Source organism: Falsiroseomonas oleicola (assembly GCF_019029495.1).
Classification (GTDB): domain Bacteria; phylum Pseudomonadota; class Alphaproteobacteria; order Acetobacterales; family Acetobacteraceae; genus Falsiroseomonas; species Falsiroseomonas oleicola.
This window is the reverse complement of the sequence record NZ_JAERQM010000001.1, coordinates 984346-1002552: the sequence shown is the minus strand read 5'-3', so window position 1 is coordinate 1002552 and position 18207 is coordinate 984346. Positions and strand designations below refer to the sequence as shown.

The 18207-nt window shown below is 69.8% G+C and carries 21 protein-coding genes and 1 pseudogene; 14 read left to right on the top strand and 8 right to left on the bottom strand.

The genetic code is table 11. From position 1 onward, the window contains the following. The first annotated feature begins 2 nt into the window (after positions 1 to 2). From JJQ90_RS04745 to JJQ90_RS04735, 3 genes and pseudogenes are all read left to right on the top strand, one after another. Positions 3 to 782: a glycosyltransferase family 2 protein gene (locus JJQ90_RS04745; RefSeq protein ID WP_216873291.1), complete on the top strand. Its 780-nt coding sequence runs from the start codon at positions 3 to 5 to the stop codon at positions 780 to 782. Between the two features lie 89 nt (positions 783 to 871). After that, on the top strand, positions 872 to 2086 hold the full coding sequence (locus JJQ90_RS27445) for an O-antigen ligase family protein (RefSeq protein ID WP_216873289.1): 1215 nt from the start codon (positions 872 to 874) through the stop codon (positions 2084 to 2086). A gap of 83 nt (positions 2087 to 2169) precedes the next feature. After that, positions 2170 to 2656 (top strand): annotated as a pseudogene (locus tag JJQ90_RS04735) (IS1 family transposase); the annotation flags it as partial. 59 nt (positions 2657 to 2715) lie between these two features. Here JJQ90_RS04735 and JJQ90_RS04730 read toward each other — a convergent pair. The 7 genes from JJQ90_RS04730 to JJQ90_RS04700 form a co-directional block, all read right to left on the bottom strand. Beyond that, entirely contained in the window at positions 2716 to 3081 is a 366-nt protein-coding gene (locus JJQ90_RS04730; RefSeq protein ID WP_216873287.1) for a hypothetical protein, read from the bottom strand. Beyond that, the gene (locus JJQ90_RS04725) at positions 3050 to 3493 is read right to left on the bottom strand and encodes a Panacea domain-containing protein (protein WP_216873286.1); all 444 of its coding nucleotides are present in this window, start codon (positions 3491 to 3493) and stop codon (positions 3050 to 3052) included. Before JJQ90_RS04725 ends, JJQ90_RS04730 begins: the two co-directional genes overlap by 32 nt. A gap of 192 nt (positions 3494 to 3685) precedes the next feature. Continuing rightward, the gene (locus JJQ90_RS04720) at positions 3686 to 4531 is read right to left on the bottom strand and encodes a S1C family serine protease (RefSeq protein ID WP_216873285.1); all 846 of its coding nucleotides are present in this window, start codon (positions 4529 to 4531) and stop codon (positions 3686 to 3688) included. A 60-nt stretch (positions 4532 to 4591) separates the two neighbouring features. Then, the gene (radC, locus tag JJQ90_RS04715; protein ID WP_216873284.1) at positions 4592 to 5347 is read right to left on the bottom strand and encodes a RadC family protein; all 756 of its coding nucleotides are present in this window, start codon (positions 5345 to 5347) and stop codon (positions 4592 to 4594) included. A 62-nt stretch (positions 5348 to 5409) separates the two neighbouring features. Then, a complete protein-coding gene (locus JJQ90_RS04710) occupies positions 5410 to 5799 on the bottom strand; it encodes a DUF2306 domain-containing protein (RefSeq protein WP_216873282.1) in 390 nt (129 codons plus the stop codon). A 30-nt stretch (positions 5800 to 5829) separates the two neighbouring features. After that, a complete protein-coding gene (gene map / locus JJQ90_RS04705; RefSeq protein ID WP_216873280.1) occupies positions 5830 to 6636 on the bottom strand; it encodes a type I methionyl aminopeptidase in 807 nt (268 codons plus the stop codon). 99 nt (positions 6637 to 6735) lie between these two features. After that, positions 6736 to 7608, bottom strand: coding sequence for a methyltransferase domain-containing protein (locus tag JJQ90_RS04700; protein ID WP_216873279.1), 873 nt, complete (start codon positions 7606 to 7608; stop codon positions 6736 to 6738). Positions 7609 to 7681: 73 nt separating this feature from the next. Between JJQ90_RS04700 and JJQ90_RS04695 the strand changes: the two genes are divergently transcribed. The 5 genes from JJQ90_RS04695 to JJQ90_RS04675 are packed head-to-tail and all read left to right on the top strand — an operon-like array spanning position 7682 to position 11594. Then, positions 7682 to 9253 carry a rhodanese-like domain-containing protein gene (locus JJQ90_RS04695; protein ID WP_216873278.1) on the top strand — a complete coding sequence of 524 codons (1572 nt, stop codon included), beginning with the start codon at positions 7682 to 7684 and terminating at the stop codon, positions 9251 to 9253. Further along, complete coding sequence (locus JJQ90_RS04690) at positions 9231 to 10016, top strand: ComF family protein (RefSeq protein WP_216873277.1); 786 nt, start codon at positions 9231 to 9233, stop codon at positions 10014 to 10016. The genes JJQ90_RS04695 and JJQ90_RS04690 overlap by 23 nt, the downstream gene beginning before the upstream one ends. Positions 10017 to 10047: 31 nt before the next feature. Next, complete coding sequence (grxC, locus tag JJQ90_RS04685; protein WP_216873276.1) at positions 10048 to 10305, top strand: glutaredoxin 3; 258 nt, start codon at positions 10048 to 10050, stop codon at positions 10303 to 10305. A 34-nt stretch (positions 10306 to 10339) separates the two neighbouring features. Further along, positions 10340 to 10858, top strand: coding sequence for a DUF1178 family protein (locus JJQ90_RS04680; RefSeq protein ID WP_216873275.1), 519 nt, complete (start codon positions 10340 to 10342; stop codon positions 10856 to 10858). Between the two features lie 52 nt (positions 10859 to 10910). Further along, entirely contained in the window at positions 10911 to 11594 is a 684-nt protein-coding gene (locus JJQ90_RS04675) for a hypothetical protein (RefSeq protein ID WP_216873273.1), read from the top strand. Between the two features lie 496 nt (positions 11595 to 12090). Here JJQ90_RS04675 and ubiG read toward each other — a convergent pair whose 3' ends face one another. After that, complete coding sequence (gene ubiG, locus JJQ90_RS04670) at positions 12091 to 12813, bottom strand: bifunctional 2-polyprenyl-6-hydroxyphenol methylase/3-demethylubiquinol 3-O-methyltransferase UbiG (RefSeq protein WP_216873272.1); 723 nt, start codon at positions 12811 to 12813, stop codon at positions 12091 to 12093. Positions 12814 to 12934: 121 nt separating this feature from the next. On the opposite strand from ubiG, the gene JJQ90_RS04665 reads away from it, so the two are divergent. The 6 genes from JJQ90_RS04665 (at position 12935) to JJQ90_RS04640 (ending at position 18189) form a co-directional block, all read left to right on the top strand. Further along, on the top strand, positions 12935 to 14176 hold the full coding sequence (locus JJQ90_RS04665) for an aspartate kinase (protein ID WP_216873271.1): 1242 nt from the start codon (positions 12935 to 12937) through the stop codon (positions 14174 to 14176). Positions 14177 to 14186: 10 nt separating this feature from the next. Beyond that, positions 14187 to 15224: an NAD(P)H-dependent flavin oxidoreductase gene (locus JJQ90_RS04660; protein WP_216873270.1), complete on the top strand. Its 1038-nt coding sequence runs from the start codon at positions 14187 to 14189 to the stop codon at positions 15222 to 15224. A 115-nt stretch (positions 15225 to 15339) separates the two neighbouring features. Continuing rightward, positions 15340 to 16374: a helix-turn-helix domain-containing protein gene (locus tag JJQ90_RS04655; protein ID WP_216873269.1), complete on the top strand. Its 1035-nt coding sequence runs from the start codon at positions 15340 to 15342 to the stop codon at positions 16372 to 16374. Positions 16375 to 16471: 97 nt separating this feature from the next. After that, on the top strand, positions 16472 to 17617 hold the full coding sequence (gene ispG, locus JJQ90_RS04650) for a flavodoxin-dependent (E)-4-hydroxy-3-methylbut-2-enyl-diphosphate synthase (protein WP_216873268.1): 1146 nt from the start codon (positions 16472 to 16474) through the stop codon (positions 17615 to 17617). Positions 17618 to 17654: 37 nt separating this feature from the next. Then, positions 17655 to 17942 (top strand): BrnT family toxin, encoded by a 288-nt coding sequence (locus JJQ90_RS04645; RefSeq protein ID WP_216873266.1) that lies wholly within the window; start codon positions 17655 to 17657, stop codon positions 17940 to 17942. Next, positions 17926 to 18189 (top strand): BrnA antitoxin family protein, encoded by a 264-nt coding sequence (locus JJQ90_RS04640; RefSeq protein ID WP_216873265.1) that lies wholly within the window; start codon positions 17926 to 17928, stop codon positions 18187 to 18189. Before JJQ90_RS04645 ends, JJQ90_RS04640 begins: the two co-directional genes overlap by 17 nt. Positions 18190 to 18207: the final 18 nt, after the last annotated feature.

Genomic DNA, 18207 nt, shown 5'->3' with positions numbered 1-18207 from the left:
CGATGTCCCCACCCCGCCTGTCCGCGCTGATTGTCGCGCGGAATGAGGAGCAGCGACTGCCGGCGTGTTTGGCGTCGGTGGTGTTTGCGGATGAGGTGGTGGTGGTTTTGGATCGCAGCACGGATGGCTCCGCGGATTTGGCGCGGGCGGCGGGGGCGGTGGTGCTGGAGGGGGCTTGGGAGTTGGAGGGGGAGCGTCGCAATGCCGGGATTGAGGCCTGCACCGGGGACTGGGTGCTGGAGGTGGATGCGGATGAGCGGGTCAGCCCGGATCTGGCGCAGGCGGTGCGGCGGGTGATCGGGGAGTCGGGTTTTGCCTGGCACCAGGTGATGGTCGACAATTATGTGGGTGACCGGCTGATCCGGTACGGCTGGGCTGGCAGTTTCGGCACGACCTCGGTGCCGCGCCTGTTCCGGCGGGGGGCGAAGCGCTGGCGGGCGCAGCGGGTGCATCCGGGGTTGGACTGGGTGGGGCAGCAGGGGCCGCGGATCGAGCAGGGGGCCTTGGTGCATCTGGTCGACCGGGATGTGTCGGACATGCTGCGGCGGCTGGACAAGTATTCCTCGGCCAAGGCGGCGGATTTGCTGGAGAGTGGCAATATCGGGTCGCTGGCGGCGAATCTGCGGCGTTTCGTCTCGCGCGCCTTCAAGTCCTATGTGTCACGCAAGGGGTATCGGGAGGGCGCCTGGGGCGTGCTGCTGGCCTTCTGCACCGGGGCCTTTCCCTTGCTGTCCTATCTGAAGGCCAGGCTGGAGCCCGAGCGGCACGGCGGCCCCAAGTGATGCCGCCCAATTTGATAAGCCCTCTCCCCCCAACGGGGGGAGGTTGCGGCACTGCCGCAACGCCGAAGGCTGGTTGGGTGAGGGGCGCCGTGCCACCTCTCCCCTGGCACCGCTCCCCCACAAGCCCCCTGGCCGTCCTGCTGGCGATCGCGCCGCCCCTCGCAGTCGCGCAGTTCCGGGCCATGGCCCTGGCGGTGACGGTTGCCCTGCTGCTGGCGGTGGTCGCGCATTGGCGGCTGCGGCGCGCGGTGCCCTGGCCGCGCCCTGGCCGCACCGGCTGGCTGGCGGTGGGTCTGCTCGGCTGGTGCCTGCTGGCGGCGCTGTGGTCGCTGGAGCCGGCGCGGGCGGTGCAGACGGTGGGCGGACTCGCGGCGCTGCTGCTGCTGGCGCTGATGGCGTCGCGCGCGGTCGAGGATGATGAAGCGGCGCCGCGCCGGCTGGGCCTGGCCCTGGCGGGCGGGCTGGCGGCGGGGGTGGTGCTGGCGGCGCTGGATCATGCGAGCGGCAATTGGCTGCGCCTGGCGGTGCGCGGCTTTCCCACGGACATGCCGCAGATCAGTTTCGGGCTGAAGCCGGCGGTGTCGCTGATGGCGCTGCTGCTGCCGCTGGTTCTGGCGGTGCCGACGGGCTGGGTCTGGCGGGGCGCGCTGGTGGTGGCGGGTCTGGCCCTGTCGCTCTGGCTGCCCGCCGATTCGGCGAAGATCGCGGCGTTTGGCGGCGTGCTGGCGGCCGGGGCGGTGGCGCTGCTGCCGCGTCTGGTGCCGAGGCTGGCGGCGCTGGCCTTGGCCGGCTTCGTCGTCGCGGCGCCGCTGGTCTTCGCGGCGGGGCTGGCGCGGGCGCCGTCGCTGGAGCCTTTGCCACGTTCGGCGGCGCATCGCGTGCTGATCTGGGATTTCGTGGTGGACCGCATCGCGGAACGGCCGCTGATCGGCTGGGGAATGGAGGCAGCGCGTTCCATCCCCGGCGGCAGCGACAATTTCCCGGTGGAGGACCTGGCGCGCTACGGGCTGAATTCAGCGGAGGCGCGGCAGTGGTTCGCCATGCCCTCCGCCCGCCGCCTGCCGCTGCACACCCATAATGCCAGCCTTCAGGTCTGGCTGGAGCTGGGGCTGGTGGGGACGGCGATCGCGGCGGGGCTGGGGGCCGCGGCCTTGCTGGCGGCGGGGGCCAGCCCGGCGGGGTTCGGCATGGCCGTCTCCGCCGTGGTGACGGGCCAGCTTTCCTTCGGCGTCTGGCAGCCCTGGTGGGTGGCCTCGGTGCTGCTGGCGGCCGTGGTGGCGGGGGCTCTGGGGCGGCGGCGCTGAGCCCCCCCAAATCTGGCTTCGCTGCACTTGCGGCGGCGGCCGCTCGGCCGCTCGGACCGGTCAAGAGACCGGTCCGCTGGGCGCAGCTCACCACCGATGGCCACAAGGCGTATCTGGAAGCCGTAGAAGGCGCCTTCGGCGCCGATGTGGATTTATGCCCAGCTTGTGAAGCTCTATGGCGACACGCCCGGCCCGGCGGGGCGCTACAGCCCTGCGGAATGCACCGGCATCCGCAAGACGCGGATCGAAGGCCGCCCCGACAAGGCGCATGTCAGCACCAGCTACGTTGAGCGCCAGAACCTCACCATGCGCATGTCCATGCGCCGGTTCACGCGCCTCACCAACGGGTTCTCTAAGAAGGCCGAGAACCACGCTCACATGGTCGCGCTTTACACCGTCTGGTATAATTTCGTGCGCACCCACAAGACGCTGCGTTGCAGCCCTGCGATGGCGGCCGGGATCAGCAAGACGCTTTGGTCTATGGAGGACGTGGTTGCGCTGATCGACGCGCGTGAGGAGCCGGCAGCGAAGCGCGGTTCTTACAAGCCTCGCCAGCCGAAGGCGGCATAAGCCTATTTATCTGAGAGACATGCGAAGGCGCTTGCCAAACAAAGGACAAGCCAATCGCTCTAAGATTTTTCGCTCGGACCGCGCTTAACCCATCCATCAACGATTCGGTCAAGGAACCGGACTATGTATTCCATGCCACATTTGCGGGCCAGGACGCTGAGCAGGATTATTTGCAGGAAGACGATCGCCAGAGGAACGCCAGTGGTCTGAGTATTGGCAAAGATCGTCGTGTTGAATAGTATGACCGAAACAAGAATCCAGCAAAAACGCTCCTCCAGACGACCATCCTTAAGCGCCTGAACTTCCTCTTCAAGAGCAGCTATAGCTTGCTCTTGCGCCATTTCAGGCGGTCGAGAGACTCTGCCGGACGCAAAAATGCGGCCGAGCGGAGAATCAGGTGGATTGCTGTCTGGCTCGGAACTCATCTGCAATAGCTTCGTTCGGGATTATGATGCCGCGAGTACTTGGGCGGTAAACCTTCGCCCACGCTCCGTTTTGCCAATGCGTCAGATTTACCAACTGGCCTGGCGTGAAAGGCGCCAGAAACGGAACGACCTCGTTCAGGGTCGCTTTCTCGGCACCCTCCGGTAATGGTCGGGCATCGTAGAACACGTCCTTGATGGGCTGCGCGCCGAACATGCGGACCTGCCGGTATAGGCTCGGAATGACCGGCCCGTAATCCCACGCCTCGAAGCTCTCAGGCACAAGCGGGGCACCGAAGCGCCCGAGATGAACCATCTGAGCGACGTACAGGATTTTCTGCAGGGCGAGGTTCGAGACCTGCCAGTCCCGCATCTCGCACACAGCCTTGGCGGCTGCCGGAGTCGAGATCGTCATGCTCTGCGCCTCCCTGACTGCGGTTGCTTGCTGTCTAGGCTACAACAAGGCTCGACTGTCAATCGATGATATGTGTTTCCCAAATGTTCTCAAGCGAAATTTTGAGACCAGTAGCGGTGTTGCGGGTGCCGTGATCGGCCGCGCCCGCAAACAGCCCCTCATTTCAAACTGAGACACTACCGTCCGCTGGCATTATCCCATGCAGCGCATGAACAGGGTGGAGGGGTGCGCGATCTCGCCCACCTCTGCGGGGCTGCGGGGCGGGTTGTCGGCCAGCGTCGGCGTCACGCCGGCGGCGCGCAGAAAGTCCACCGCCTCATTCCCCTTCACCGCGAAGTTCACGTTCTGCGGGATGTCGCCGGTGCGCTGGGCGACGCGGGCGGCGTTGAGCTTGGAGACGATGACCCCCACCACCTGCCCGCCGAGGTCGAGCAGCGGCCCGCCGGAATTGCCCGGCTGCACCGGCGCCGAGATCTGGAACTGCCGCTGGTCATCCGCCAGCCCCGCCAGGGCCGAGATCTCGCCGGTGGTCAGGGTGGGACCGGAGGAGAGCATGCCGGCCAGCGGGAAGCCGTAGGTCACCACGCCCTCCCCACGCCGCATGTTCATCTCGCGTCGGAAGGACAGGGCAGGGCCGGAATCCGCGGGGATTTCAATCAGCGCCAGGTCGCGCTGGCGGTCGGCGCGCAGCACCCGGGCGGTGGCATCGGTGCCATTGGCCAGGCGCACCCGCACGGCGCGGCAGCGTTCCACCACATGGGCATTGGTCAGTGCCCGGCCGGGCGCCACGACGAAGCCGGTGCCGGAGGATATCATGCGGCCGGTGCCGCCCGGGGCGGGACCACCCGGCTTGCCGGGAACACCCGCCTGCGGCCCGGGGGCGAGGGGTGGTGGCTTGCTGGTCGGCAGCGGCGGGAAGCCGCCGGGCTGCGGCCCCGGGGCTGCGCCCAGGGGCGGTGGCTTGCCCTGTCCCAGGGCGTCGCCACCCAGGAGCAGGCCGAGCAGGAGGGCTGGGATCAGCGCGAGGGGACGGTGCATGTTCGGCCAGCATGCCGGGTCACGGGGCGCGCGGTCAACCGGCACCGGTTTCACCGCATGTCACAACAGCCCCTCGCGCCGGAAGGACAGGTGGCGGCCATTGCCGACGATCAGGTGGTCATGCACGGCGATGCCCAGCACCGCGGCGGCGGCCTTCACCTCCCGCGTCATCGCGATATCGGCGCGGGAGGGGGTGGGATCGCCGGAGGGGTGGTTGTGCACCAGGATCAGCGCCGTGGCCTGCAGTTCCAGGGCGCGCTTCACCACCTCCCGCGGATAGACCGGGGTGTGGTTCACGGTGCCGCGGGCCTGGGCCTCATCGGCGATCAGGCGGTTCTTGGAGTCGAGGAACAGCAGGCGGAACTGTTCGATGGGATCGCGGGCGAGGGCGGCGTTCAGGTAGCCGATCAGCTTGTCCCAGTTGTCCAGCACCGGTTGGTGGCGGATTTCCGCCCGCATCAGCCGCAGCGCCGCGCCGTGGACGGTCTTGAGCGCGGCGGCGCCGGCCTCCCCCATGCCTTCCACCTCCTGCAATTCGCGGGCGGGGGCGGCGATGGCATTGGCGAAACTGCCGAAGCGGGTCAGCAGGGCGCGGGCGATGGGTTTGGTGTCGCGGCGCGGCAGCGCCTGGAACAGCAGCATCTCCAGCATCTCATGGTCCAGCAGGCTGTCCGGACCGGCGGTCAGCAGGCGGCTGCGCATGCGGGCGCGGTGGCCGAGATGGCCGGGCGGCGGAGCCTCATCCGCCGGCGCCACGGCCGAGAACAGCCCGCCGAACCCGGCGCTGGCCTCCGATAATTGCGGCTTCCGGGCCATCCCGTCCCCTCTGCGTCCCGGCGAAGGTGCAACGACGGCCCGGGATATTCAACCGTCGCGCGCTACCAGCCGAAGACGACGGCACCCATGATGCGGCCGGGCAGCAGGGTGAAGGCACCGGCGACGATCAGCGCGCCGAAGAACAGGGAGATCATGGCGCTGCGATGCGACCGTATCCGGCCGCGCCGGGCGGCCAGCACGGCGAAGGGCAGAACCACCAGCGTCCAGCCGGAGATCAGGTGGATCCAGGACAAATGACCGCGGGACGTGATCCAGAAGGAGGAGACGGCAACAACCGCCAGCAGCACGACCCAGGCCCAGCCCAGCGTCCGGTGCGGCATGGTGCCTTTCGGCGCCAGCAACTGCACCACCCCCAGCAGCAGCGCCGCCAGGGCCGCGAAGGCATGGAGCTGGATGGTGGCGGAGGCAGCCAGCAGCGGCGCGAGGCTCATCGCGCCGACCCACCCTCGCGCACCGGCCGGTCAGGCGGCGTAGGGGGGGTGGTGCAGCCCGGCCGGCGACAGGGTGAAGATCTCCACGCCCGTCTCCGTCACGCCGACCATGTGTTCGAACTGGGCCGAGAGGCTGCGGTCGCGGGTGACGGCGGTCCAGCCATCGTCCAGCACCTTCACCTCCGGCCGCCCGGCATTCACCATGGGCTCCACGGTGAAGAACATGCCAGGCTTCAGCGTCGGGCCTTCGCCGGGGCGGCCGAAATGCAGCACATTCGGGGGGGCGTGGAAGCGGCGGCCGATGCCATGGCCGCAGAAATCCCGCACCACGGAAAAGCGGTTGCGCTCGACATAGGCCTGGATGGCGTTGCCCACATCGCCGAGCGTGGCGCCCGGCTTGATGGCGGCGATGCCGCGCATCATGGACTCATAGGTCACGTCCATCAGCAGCCGCGCCTTGGTCGAGGGTGTGCCGGCCACGTACATCCGGCTGGTATCGCCATGCCAGCCGTCCAGGATCACGGTGACATCGATATTGACGATGTCGCCCTCCAGCAGCGCGCGTTCCCCGGGAATGCCGTGGCAGACCACATGGTTGATCGAGGTGCAGGAGGATTTGGTATAGCCGCGATAGCCCAGCGTCGCCGGGATGGCGTTGTTGGCCAGGATGAAGTCATGGATCAGCCGGTCGATCGCCTCCGTCGTCACGCCCGGCTTCACATGCGGGGTGATCATGTCGAGGGTCTCGGCGGCCAGGCGACCGGCGCGGCGCATCCCCTCGAAATCGGCGGGGGCGTGGAGGGTGATGCGACGGCTCTCGCCGCCCTGCTGGTCCATGGTGCTGTGACCGTCCTGACATGATGCGGGATATGTGCCTGAAAGATGCGCCGCACCCCCCATGGATGCAAGGCGCGGCGGCGCAAGGCTGGGCTGCGATCAGCCTTGCGTCTTGTGTTCCACCGTGCCGAGCGCCTCGGCCAGCCGGTGCGTGGCGCTGCCGGGGCGGGCGGGCTGCTGCTGGCTGGCATGCGGGGCCCAGCCGGTGAGCATCAGCAGGCGCAGCCCCGGCTCGATGCCCTCGCGGCCTTCAGGCAGGGCGGCCGCTGCCATCGGGAACAGGGCGCGGGGCGGGGTGCGGCCGTCGCGGGCCAGCACGGCATTGCCTTCCCCGGCGGCGCGGAGGTCGGCCAGCAGGGCCAGCGGATTGCGATAGGCGATCGCCACCTCCTCCACATCCGCCACCGGCAGGGCGAAGCCGGCGCGCTGCAACAACCCGGCGGCGTCGCGCAGTTCCGGGAAGGGCGAGATGCGGGGCGACAGGCCGCCGCGCAGCGCCGTCTCCGCCTCCGCCAGCGCCTGGCGCAGCGGCTGCAAGGTGCCGAGGCCGGGCAGGGAGGCAAGGAACAGCCCATCCGGCGCCAGCGCCCGCCGGATTTGGATGAGTGCCCCCGGCAGGTCGTTGACCCAGTGCAGGGAGAGGGAGGCGACGATCAGGTCGAAGCTTTCGGGGGCGAAGGGCAGAAATTCCTCATCCGCCGCCACGGCCAGCCCGCCGGCCTGTGCCGCCATGGCCGGCGACAGGTCCGTGGAGATGACCGAGGAAATGCCGCGGGCGCGCAGCATCGGGGCCACCACGCCGCGGCCCCCGATCTCCAGCGCGCGGCTGAAGCGGCGCGTGGTGTCGTCCAGCCGGTCGAGCAACCGCTCCGCGCAATCCGCCAGGATCGGCGCCACCCGCTCCACCGTGGTGGCGGCCCGGTCGCGCCGCCGGCGCACCAGCTTCCGGTCGAAAACCTGCATCGCATCCATCCCCCGCAGATGCGCCGGCTTCGCCCCGCCTGCAAGCCGGTCTAGCCTGTCCAAAACCGGAGGATGCCCGCCCATGACCACCCGCCAGATCGCCCCCGCCACGCTGAAGGCCTGGCTGCATGATGGTCAGGAGCTTGCGATCCTGGATGCGCGGGAGGAGGGCGAGTTCGGCGCCTCCCACCTGTTCTGGGCCGTGCCCTGCCCGCTCTCCCAGGCCGAGCTGCGCGCGCCCGGCCTGCTGCCGCGCCGCGATGTCCGCGTGGTCTGCACCGATGGCGGGGAGGGATATGCCGAACGGCTGGCCGCCGTGTTGCAAAGCCTCGGCTGCACGGATGTCGCGGTGCTGGAAGGCGGCACGCCGGCCTGGCAGACGGCGGGCTACGAGCTGTTCTCCGGCGTGAACGTGCCCTCCAAGGCCTTCGGCGAATGGGTCGAACACCATTACGAAACGCCCTCCGTCGATGCGGCGGAGCTGGCGGCGATGCAGGCGGCGGGGGAGGACCTGCTGGTGGTGGACAGCCGGCCGATGGCGGAATTCCGGAACATGTCCATCCCCGGCGGCATCGACGTGCCGGGGGCCGAACTGGCCTACCGCGTGCCCAGCCTGGTGCAGCGGCCGGAGACGCTGGTGGTGGTGAACTGCGCCGGCCGCACGCGGTCCATCCTCGGCGCCGAAAGCCTGCGCCGGTCCAGCCTGCCGAACCGGGTGGTGGCGCTGCGCAACGGCACCATGGGCTGGGAGCTGGCGGGCTTCCAATGCGACCGGGGCAGGGAAGCCCGCTATCCGGAAGGCACTCCCGCCGACGCCGCCGAGAGTTTTGCGCGCGCGCGGCGCTTCGCGGAGGGCGTGGGCGTGCGCTGGATCGATCGCGCCGGGCTGGCGGCGCTGCGGGCCGAGGCCGGGCGCAGCCTCTATGTCCTGGATGTCCGCGACCCGGACGAATTCGCCGCCGGCCACCTGCAGGGCTCGCGCAGCGCCCCGGGCGGTCAGTTGGTGCAGGCGACGGATGGCTGGGTGGCGGTACGCGGGGCGCGGATCGTGCTGGTGGACGACACCGGCACCCGCGCCGCCATGACCGCCGGCTGGCTGCGCCAGCTCGGTGGCTGGGAGGTTTTTTGTTTGTCTGGCGGGCTGGAAGGCGATCTGGAAACAGGGCCGGTCACGCCCACCCTGGCGCAGCGGCCCGATGTTCCGCGCGTCGTGCCGGATGCGGTGCGGGGCGGGGAGGTGACGGTGGTGGACCTCGCCCGCTCGCTGGCCTTCCGGACCGGCCATATCCCGGGCGCGCTCTGGGGCGTGCGGACGCGGCTCGCCGCGCTGCTGCCGAAGCTGCCGGCGGGGCGGCCCGTGGCGGTCGCCGCGCCCTCCGCCGATCTGGCGGCGCTGGGGGCGGCGGAGCTGGCGGCGCTGGGCGTCAGCCCCGTGGCGGTGCTGGAAGGCGGCACGGCGGGCTGGGTGGCGGCGGGCTATCCGCTGGAATCCGGCCGCACCAACCCGCCGGACGAGGCCTGCATCGACGCCTATCTGCGCCCCTATGACCGCAACAGCGGGGTGGAGGATGCGATGCGCGCCTATCTGGCCTGGGAGATCGACCTGGTGCAGGCCGTGGAACGCGACGGCGATGCCCCCTTCGGCGCCTGGTAGGGCGCTTCGCCAGGGGCTGGCGCGGCTCGGCCTGGGTGCGCTGGATGCGCTGCTGCCGCCGCATTGCCTGAGCTGCGAGGCGCCGGTGGCACGCCAGGGCACGCAATGCGCCGACTGCTTCCGGCAGTTGACGCGCATCACCGCGCCCTTCTGCGCCCATTGCGGCGTGCCCTTCCTGCATGCCGGCCAGGCCGGGCCGGGTGGGCTCTGCCCCGCCTGCCTCGCCCGGCCGCCCGCCTTCGCCGAGGCGCGGGCGGCGTTGCGCTACGATGAGGGGGCGCAGCGGCTGATCCTGCCCTTCAAGCACGCCGACCGGACGGAACTTGCCCCGGCCCTTGCCGTGATGATGGCGCAATCCGGCGCGGCGCTGCTGGCGCGGGCCGATCTGCTGGCGCCGGTGCCGCTGCATTGGCGACGGCTGCTGCGCCGCCGCTACAACCAGGCCGCCTTGCTGGCCGGGCGGCTGGCCGCGATATCGGAAAAACCTTGCATTCCGGACCTGCTGCGCCGGTCCCGCGCCACGCCGGCGCTGGGCGACCGGGGTGCGGCGGAACGGGCGATGCTGCTGGCCGGTGCCTTCACCCTTTCCGCCCGCGCCGCCGCGCGGGTCGAAGGGCGGCGGGTGTTGCTGGTGGATGATGTCATGACCTCCGGCGCCACGGCGGAGGCCTGTGCGCTCACGCTGCTGGCGGCCGGTGCCACGGCGGTGGATGTGCTGGCCGCCGCGCGGGTCCCCGACCCGCGGCTGCAACGGGAGGCTTGACCGCGGGCCGCGACCGCCCGATGTGGGAAGCATGGCGAAGATCGAGATCTACACCCAGGATTTCTGCCCCTACTGCGCCCGCGCGGTGGCCCTGTTCACGCGCAAGGGCGTGGCCTTCGAGGAGAAATACGCCCCGAACGGGTCCGAGGCCCGGGCGGAGGCCATGGCACGCTCCGGCGGCCGCAGCTCCGTGCCGCAGATTTTCATCGACGGCCGGCATATCGGCGGCTGCGACGACCTGATGGCGCTGGACCGCAAGGGCGGGCTCGACCCGCTGCTGGCCGCCTGATGCGCGGCGCGGGCCTGGGAATGGGCTTCACCGCATGATCCACTACCAGCTTCGCTGCGGCGCGGCGCATGAATTCGATGGCTGGTTCCAGGACAGTGCCGGCTTCGAGAAGCTGGCCGCTGCCGGTCTGGTGGAATGCCCGCATTGCGGCGGCAGCCAGGTGACCCGCGCGCTGATGGCCCCCGCCGTCCGCAAGTCCCGCAGGAAGGTCGCCGCGCCACCCCCCGAGGAGAAGGCGGAGGACAACAAGCCCATCGAGGCCCCGGCCGCCCCGGTGCCGGCGCCGCAGGAGCCGGGCGGCATGGGCCAGCGGGTCGCCGCCGGGCCGATCCCGGCCCAGTTACTGGCCATGCTCCAGCGGATGCGGGCCGAGGTGGAGAAGTCCTGCGACTATGTCGGCGACGGCTTCGCCGAGGAGGCCCGCAAGATCCACAATGGGGAGGTCGAGGCCCGCGGCATCTATGGCGAGGCGACGGAGGCCGAGGCCGAGGCCCTGGCCGAGGATGGCATCGACATCGCCCGCCTGCCCTGGGTGCCCCGCGCCGACGGCTGACGCGGCACGTCGTGATTTGGCGCTGAACGGCCGGAAGGCATAGATTCAGCGCATGTTGGTCTTCAGCTTCGGCATTCCCAAATCCGGGTCCACTTTGGCCTTCGAACTCGCCAAGGGCGTGGCGCGGCTGGGCGGCCACCCGCAACGGCCGCTGCCGCCCGCGCTGAATCCCGGCGGCCACAAGGTGAATTTCGCGCAGGAGCTGACGGTGGAAGGGCTGCATGCCCTGTCCGAGGCGGCGGGCGCGCGCATCCTGGTGGTGAAGACCCATGCCAGCCCGGGGCCGGACTGGGTCGCGGCCTATCGGGCGATGGCGGCGGAGGGGCGGGTCGCCGCCCATGTCAACCATCGCGATCCGCGCGACATCTGCCTGTCGCTGCTCGATGCCGGCCGGCTGGCGCGCAGCCGGGGGGAAAAGGCCTTCGCCGAATTCGTGACCCTGGAGGATGCGGCCCACCGGGTGCGGGGCTACCTGGCCGAGCAACAGGTCTGGACCGACCTGCCGAACCGGCTGGACCTGCAGTATGACGACTGCGCCTTCCGGATGGATACGGCGATCGACGCCATCAAGGCACATCTCGGCATCGCCTGTCCGAACTGGCCCGTGCGCGTCTGGGTCCGCCGCTTCGCCTTCACCTACCGCAACAAGGCGGTGCCGAGCCGGTATGCGCAGGAGCTGACCGAGGCGCAGTCCGAATGGCTGGTCCGCGAACTCGACGCCTCGCCGGCGGGCTGAGCGCCTGCCAGCCACCAGGCGGACCAATCAATATATTGGCGCGATCTCCGTTGAGCATGTGAAATATCATGCCCCAACTGTCCGAGGCCTCGCGCAAGTCGCCTTGGCATCTCGACAGGATCGGCAGGTCAAGAGGGACGAGCCATGCGCCTGGCCGAAAGTTATGGGTCGGCTTGTCCACAGATTTACCCCCGTGAATGTGGAAAACCTGTCCTGTGGCCGAGATGATACATGGCGTGGCCAATGAATATTTTATCGGTGGGATCGAACACAGGAAGAACATCGCTGCGCGGCGCCGTCGCCCAAGGGGTCCCACAGGACATCCGGCGGCTTATCCCCAGATGCATCCACCGCTTTGGGGGATAAGTGGGCCTTGACCGGGGTAAGAGCGTGATGACCGAAGTTGCGAAGGCACCGAAGGTCTGAATCACGCGATCCAGCAAAGCTTGGACCGTGATGCGTGAACGTGAGTGAATGCATCACGGTCCAAGCCGGGTCAGCGCCGCGCCATGGCCAGGTAGTTCACCGACAGGTCCGGCGTTTCCCGCCACTGTCCGGTCAGCGGCGACATCGTCATCCCCGCCAGCTCCGCGATCCGGTAGCCGGTCGGGCGCAGGGCCGCGCCCAGCTCCCCGGGCGTGATGAACATGCGCCAGTCATGCGTGCCCACCGGCAGCAGCCGCAGCACATATTCAGCGCCGAGCTTGGCCATCAGGAAGGACCGCGCGGTGCGGTTCAGGGTGGAGAGGAAGATCGGCGCGCCCGGCTTGGCCAGGCTGGCCAGCGCGGCCAGGAACTGGGCGCGGTCCTCGACATGCTCGATCACCTCCAGCGCCACCACGGCATCGAAGCGCCGGCCCTGCGCCAGCAGATCCTCCGGCCCGCCCTGGCGGTAGTCGATGGAAAGCCCGCCGGCGGCGGCATGGGCGCGCGCGGCCTCCAGCGCCGCGCCGGCCGCATCCAGCCCGGTGACGGCCGCGCCCATGCGGGCGAAGGCCTCGGCGGCCAGGCCGGCGCCGCAGCCGACATCCAGGATGGTCCTGCCCGTCAGGTCGCGCCCGCCGAGGCGGTCGGCGATCCAGCCCGTGCGCAGCGGGTTCATCCGGTGCAGCGGGCGCATCGGCCCGTCGGGGTTCCACCATTCGCCGGCCAGCGCATCGAATTTGCGGCGCTCGGCCTCCACCGTCGTGCCGCTTTTCGCCGTCGCGCTGTCCGTCATGGCTGCATCCCCTTGCGTCATGGTTGCCCGCCGGCCGTCCCCCCGTTATCTGTCCGCGCCCCGGCGAGGCGCAACAGGGGTTGCCTCGCCAGATATCTGGACCCACCCCCCGGACCCGAGCATGGCCCGCATCGTGATGAAGTTCGGCGGCACCTCCGTCGCCGATCTCGACCGTATCCGCAACGTCGCGCAGCGCGTGAAGCGCGAGGTCGAGGCTGGCCATGAGGTGGCCGTGGTGGTCTCCGCCATGTCCGGCGTGACCAACCAGCTGGTGAAATGGTGCCAGGAACTGTCGCCGCTCTACGATGCGCGGGAATACGACACGGTCGTGGCGACCGGCGAACAGGTGACCATCGGGCTGCTGGCCATCGCCCTGCAGACGGTGGGCGTCGATGCCCGGTCATGGCAGGGCTGGCAGGTGCCGGTGCGCACCGACAATGCCCATGGCCAGGCGCGGGTGGACAGCATCGAGGGCGCGCTGCTGATCGAGCGGATGCAGATGGGCCAGGTGCCGGTCGTCGCCGGCTTCCAGGGCATCGGCCCGGACAACCGGGTGACCACGCTGGGCCGTGGCGGGTCCGACCTTTCGGCGGTGGCCATCGCCGCCGCAGTCAAGGCGGATCGTTGCGACATCTACACCGATGTCGATGGCGTCTATACCACCGACCCGCGCATCGTGCCCCGCGCCCGCAAGCTGGAACGCATTTCCTATGAGGAAATGCTGGAACTGGCCTCGGTGGGGGCCAAGGTGTTGCAGACCCGTTCCGTGGAACTCGCCATGAAGCAGCGGGTGCGGGTGCAGGTGCTTTCGAGCTTCGAGGACAAGCCCGGCTCGCTTGTCGTGGATGAGGATGAAATCGTGGAACAGCCCATCGTCTCCGGCATCGCCTATTCGCGCGACGAGGCCAAGGTGACGCTTCGCAGCGTGCCGGACCGCCCGGGCATCGCGGCTTCGGTCTTCGGCCCGCTTTCGGCGGCCAATGTGAATGTGGACATGATCGTGCAGAACATCGGCGCCGATGGCAGCACGGACATGACCTTCACGCTCGGCCGGTCCGACCTGCCCCGCGCCCGCGACCTGCTGGAGAAGCAGCAGGAGGCGATCGGCTTCCAGGCGCTGATCGCCGATCCGGACGTCGCCAAGATCTCCGTCGTCGGCATCGGCATGCGCACCCATGCGGGCGTGGCGTCCACCATGTTCAAGACGCTGTCGGAAAAGGGCATCAACATCCAGGTGATCTCGACCAGCGAGATCAAGGTGAGCGTGCTGGTTTCCGCCGACTACACGGAACTGGCGGTGCGCGCCCTGCACACCGCCTATGGCCTGGACGGGCCCGAACCCGCCCGGCGCGGCGAGGCCTGAGCCCATGGACATGCTGGCCCCCGTCGCCCCGCCTGCCGAGGCCCTGGCCCGGATCGACGCGCTGATGGCGCGCGGCGCGGCCTTCTTCGGCAGCCGCTACGCCATCATGGGCGGCGCGATGTCCTGGGTCAGCGAGCGCAACCTGGTCGCCGCGCTGTCCAATGCCGGGGCCTTCGGGGTGATCGCCTGCGGCGCGATGGAGCCCGACCGGCTCGCGCAGGAAATCGTCGCCACCCAGGCGCTGACGTCCAAGCCGTTCGGCGTGAACCTCATCACGATGCATCCGCGGCTGGACCAGCTGGTGCAGACCTGCATCGAGCATAAGGTCGGCCATATCGTCTTCGCCGGCGGAATCCCGCCGGGTTCCGCCATCAAGGCGGCCAAGGATGGCGGCGCCAAGGTGGTCTGCTTCGCCCCGGCGCTCGCGCTGGCCAAGAAGCTGGTGCGCTCCGGCGCCGACGCGCTGGTGATCGAGGGCAGCGAGGCCGGCGGCCATATCGGCCCCGTCTCGCTCACCGTGCTGGCGCAGGAAATCCTGCCGCATATCCGGGACGTGCCGGTCTTCGTCGCGGGGGGCATCGGGCGGGGGGAGGCGATCCTGTCCTATCTGGAGATGGGGGCGGCCGGCGCGCAGCTCGGCACGCGCTTCGTCTGCGCCACCGAATCCATCGCCCATCCCGCCTTCAAGAAGGCTTTTGTCCGTGGCGCTGCGCGTGATGCGCTGCCCACCATCCAGCTTGATGAGCGGTTTCCGGTGATCCCGGTGCGCGCGCTTCAGAATGGCGGCACCAAGCGCTTCCTGGAGCACCAGGCCGAGACCATCCGCCGCTTCCTGGCCGGGGAGGTGGAGAAGGGCGCGGCGCAGTTGGAGATCGAGCATTTCTGGGCCGGCGCGCTGCGCCGTGCCGTGATCGACGGCGATGTCGAGAACGGGTCGCTGATGGCCGGGCAGAGCGTGGGGCTGGTGACGCGCGAACAGCCGGTGGCCGAAATCGTTCAGGAACTTGTCACACAGGCGGCCGTCGCCCTGGCCGCGCGACGGGTATAAATCCCTGTCCTGGCAGGCGGCTGCGCGGCGTCGCTGAGATTCCGCGCCGCACCCGCCGGAATCGGTTTGCGGGCTGGATGGCCCCGCGCTAGGTGTCTCAGCCGTGGCCTATGACATGAAACGCTCCTCCCGTCTCACCGACACCAGTGGCGCCGAAGCCGCCCGCGTGGGCGAGGAGTTGCGCGATTCGCGCCTCTCGCTCGGCCTTTCGGTGGAGGAGATGGCGCAGCGGCTGCGTATCCGCCGTCCCTATCTTGAAGCGCTGGAAGAAGGCCGGGTCCGCGACCTGCCTGGGCCGGCCTATGCCGTGGGCTTCGTGCGCGCCTATGCGGTGGCGCTTGGCCTCGATGCCGATGAAATGGTGCGCCGCTTCCGCGACCTGTCCGGCGCGGCGGTGAACGGCAAGACCAACCTGGTCTTCCCCGAGCCGGTGCCGGAGCGTGGCGTGCCGGCCGGCGCTGTGGTCGTGGTGGGCGCGGTCCTGGCGATCGGCGCCTATGTCGCCTGGTACAATGTCTCGGGCACCGGCAATCGCTCGGTGGATTTCGTGCCGCCGGTGCCGGAGCGGCTTGAGGCCGCGGCGGAGCAGGGCCGCAGCCAGCTTCCGGGGCGGGAGGCGGCGCGGCAGGCCAGCCCCGTGCCGCCAGCGGGCAGCCTGCCGCTCGGCGCCCTTCCCCCGCCGGGCGGGATCGCCGCCACTTCCTCCCCCGGCGCCAATACCGCGGCCCAGGCCGCCACGGTGCCGGTCGCGCCGCCGCCGCCGGTGGTGCCGCCAGCCCCCGTCGCCGCGGCGCCGGTCGCGCCGCCGGCACCCCCCGCGATTGTCATACCAGGGTTGCCGGATGGCACCCGCGTGGCGCTGCGCGCCAGGACCGAAGGCCCGGAAGGCGCCTGGGTGCAGGTTCGCGACGGCCGGAGCGGCCAGGTGCTGCTGAATCGCGTGCTGCGGCCCGGGGAGGCCTGGCCAGTGCCGGTGCGGGACGGGCTGCTGCTCGATACCGGCCGGGCGCAGGGTCTGGACATCGTCGTGGACGGCGCCATCTCCGAGGTGCTGGAGGGTCTGGTCGGCGTTCGGCGCAACATTCCGCTCGCGCCGGATCGGCTGCGCAATCGTGCCCCGGCGGCCAGCGCGGCCGCCAACGGGCGCTGAACGGCCCCGCTGACCGCCCCTGTGACGGGGCGGGCCGGGCGCCTATGCTGAGCCGGCCCGGGATGGACGCCCGCTGGGAAGATCGCAGGGAAACCGCATGGCCTATCGCCCCTATCAGCAGATCACCCGCCGCAAATCGCGGCTGATCCATGTCGGCAAGGTCCCGGTCGGCGGTGATAGCCCGATCACCGTGCAGACCATGACCAATACCCCGACCGAGGATGCGGCGGCGACCATCGCCCAGATCCGCAAGTCGGAACTGGCCGGCGTCGACATCGTCCGCGTCTCCGTCCCGACGGAGGAGGCCACCGCGGCCCTGGCCGAGATCGTGCGGGAGGTGAATGTCCCGATCGTCGCCGATGTGCATTTCCACTACCGCCGCGCCATCGAGGCCGCCCAGGCCGGCGCCGCCTGCCTGCGCATCAACCCGGGCAATATCGGGTCGAAGGCGCGGGTGAAGGAAGTGGTGCAGGCCGCCCGCGACCACGGCTGCTCCATCCGCATCGGCGTCAATGCCGGGTCGCTTGAGAAGCACCTGCTGGAGAAATACGGGGAGCCGAATCCGGAGGCGCTGGTGGAATCCGCCCTGTGGCACGCCGACCACCTGCTGCAGGAAGGCTTTGATAATTTCAAGATCAGCGTGAAGGCCTCCGACGTCTTCCTGGCCGTTGCCGCCTATCAGCAACTGGCGGAGGCCTGCGACCATCCGCTGCATATCGGCATCACCGAGGCCGGCGGGCGGCGTGCGGGCACGGTGAAGTCCGCCATCGGGCTGGGGTCCCTGCTCTGGGCCGGCATTGGCGATACGCTGCGGGTTTCGCTGAGCGCGGAGCCGGAAGAAGAAGTCTCGGTGGGCTGGGACCTGCTGAAGTCGCTGCATATCCGCCATCGCGGCGTGAAGGTGATCTCCTGCCCCTCCTGCGCCCGGCAGGGATTCGACGTGATCCGCACGGTGGAGAAGCTGGAGGACCGGCTGTCCCATATCGACCAGCCGATTTCGCTGAGCATCATCGGCTGCGTGGTGAACGGGCCGGGGGAGGCGCTGATGACCGATATCGGCCTGACCGGCGGCGGCGCGGGCACGCACATGGTCTACGGCATGGGCAAGACCAGCCATACGGTGAAGACCGAGGAGATGGTGGAGCACATCGTGCAGCTGGTGGAAGCCCGGGCGACGGCGATGAAGGCGGCGAAGGACGCCGAGGCCGCGGCGGCGGCCGAGACGGCGCAGGCGGCGGAGTGAGCTTGAACCGCAGGGCGCGCGTAGCTACAATTCTGTCGTGACGGGGGATTGGGTCTGGGACCCGCGCAAGGCTGCGGCCAACCGCGCCAAGCACGGGGTCAGCTTCGATTTGGCGGTACTGGTGCTTGGAGATCCCTTGGCGCTGAGCCAGCCGGACCCGCATCCGGATGGCGATCGCTGGCTGACGCTGGGCCGGCCCGTCGCGGCGCTGCCGGCGCTGTTGCTGGTGGTGCATACGGAGCCTCATCCAGCGGGGTCGGGTCGCATCATCTCCGCCCGCCGCGCAACCGCCGCAGAAAGGCGCGCCTATGAACGAGATCACTGACAAGGACCTGCTGGCGGAAGCCAAGCGCCTGGCCGCCGATGCCACGCCGCCCGATACCTCCGACATGCCGGAGGTGACGGATTGGTCCGCCGCGGAGCGCGGCCGCTTCTGGCGGCCGGTGAAGCGACAGGTGACCCTGCGGCTGGACGCCGACCTGCTCGACTACTTCGCGCGCGATGGCGCCGGCTACCAGACGCGGCTCAATGCGGCGCTGCGGGAATGGGTGGAGAGCCGGCGCGGGCGGTGACACCTTGTGGCAGCCTCT

Excerpts from the sequence above, each read along its gene's own strand:
- JJQ90_RS04745 (WP_216873291.1), top strand. The coding sequence starts at position 3 with ATGTCCCCACCCCGCCTGTCCGCGCTGATTGTCGCGCGGAATGAGGAG.
- JJQ90_RS04730 (WP_216873287.1), bottom strand. The coding sequence starts at position 3,081 with ATGAGTTCCGAGCCAGACAGCAATCCACCTGATTCTCCGCTCGGCCGC.
- JJQ90_RS04725 (WP_216873286.1), bottom strand. The coding sequence starts at position 3,493 with ATGACGATCTCGACTCCGGCAGCCGCCAAGGCTGTGTGCGAGATGCGG.
- JJQ90_RS04720 (WP_216873285.1), bottom strand. The coding sequence starts at position 4,531 with ATGCACCGTCCCCTCGCGCTGATCCCAGCCCTCCTGCTCGGCCTGCTC.
- radC (WP_216873284.1), bottom strand. The coding sequence starts at position 5,347 with ATGGCCCGGAAGCCGCAATTATCGGAGGCCAGCGCCGGGTTCGGCGGG.
- JJQ90_RS04710 (WP_216873282.1), bottom strand. The coding sequence starts at position 5,799 with ATGAGCCTCGCGCCGCTGCTGGCTGCCTCCGCCACCATCCAGCTCCAT.
- map (WP_216873280.1), bottom strand. The coding sequence starts at position 6,636 with ATGGACCAGCAGGGCGGCGAGAGCCGTCGCATCACCCTCCACGCCCCC.
- JJQ90_RS04700 (WP_216873279.1), bottom strand. The coding sequence starts at position 7,608 with ATGGATGCGATGCAGGTTTTCGACCGGAAGCTGGTGCGCCGGCGGCGC.
- JJQ90_RS04695 (WP_216873278.1), top strand. The coding sequence starts at position 7,682 with ATGACCACCCGCCAGATCGCCCCCGCCACGCTGAAGGCCTGGCTGCAT.
- JJQ90_RS04690 (WP_216873277.1), top strand. The coding sequence starts at position 9,231 with ATGCCCCCTTCGGCGCCTGGTAGGGCGCTTCGCCAGGGGCTGGCGCGG.
- grxC (WP_216873276.1), top strand. The coding sequence starts at position 10,048 with ATGGCGAAGATCGAGATCTACACCCAGGATTTCTGCCCCTACTGCGCC.
- JJQ90_RS04680 (WP_216873275.1), top strand. The coding sequence starts at position 10,340 with ATGATCCACTACCAGCTTCGCTGCGGCGCGGCGCATGAATTCGATGGC.
- JJQ90_RS04675 (WP_216873273.1), top strand. The coding sequence starts at position 10,911 with ATGTTGGTCTTCAGCTTCGGCATTCCCAAATCCGGGTCCACTTTGGCC.
- ubiG (WP_216873272.1), bottom strand. The coding sequence starts at position 12,813 with ATGACGGACAGCGCGACGGCGAAAAGCGGCACGACGGTGGAGGCCGAG.
- JJQ90_RS04665 (WP_216873271.1), top strand. The coding sequence starts at position 12,935 with ATGGCCCGCATCGTGATGAAGTTCGGCGGCACCTCCGTCGCCGATCTC.
- JJQ90_RS04660 (WP_216873270.1), top strand. The coding sequence starts at position 14,187 with ATGCTGGCCCCCGTCGCCCCGCCTGCCGAGGCCCTGGCCCGGATCGAC.
- JJQ90_RS04655 (WP_216873269.1), top strand. The coding sequence starts at position 15,340 with ATGAAACGCTCCTCCCGTCTCACCGACACCAGTGGCGCCGAAGCCGCC.
- ispG (WP_216873268.1), top strand. The coding sequence starts at position 16,472 with ATGGCCTATCGCCCCTATCAGCAGATCACCCGCCGCAAATCGCGGCTG.
- JJQ90_RS04640 (WP_216873265.1), top strand. The coding sequence starts at position 17,926 with ATGAACGAGATCACTGACAAGGACCTGCTGGCGGAAGCCAAGCGCCTG.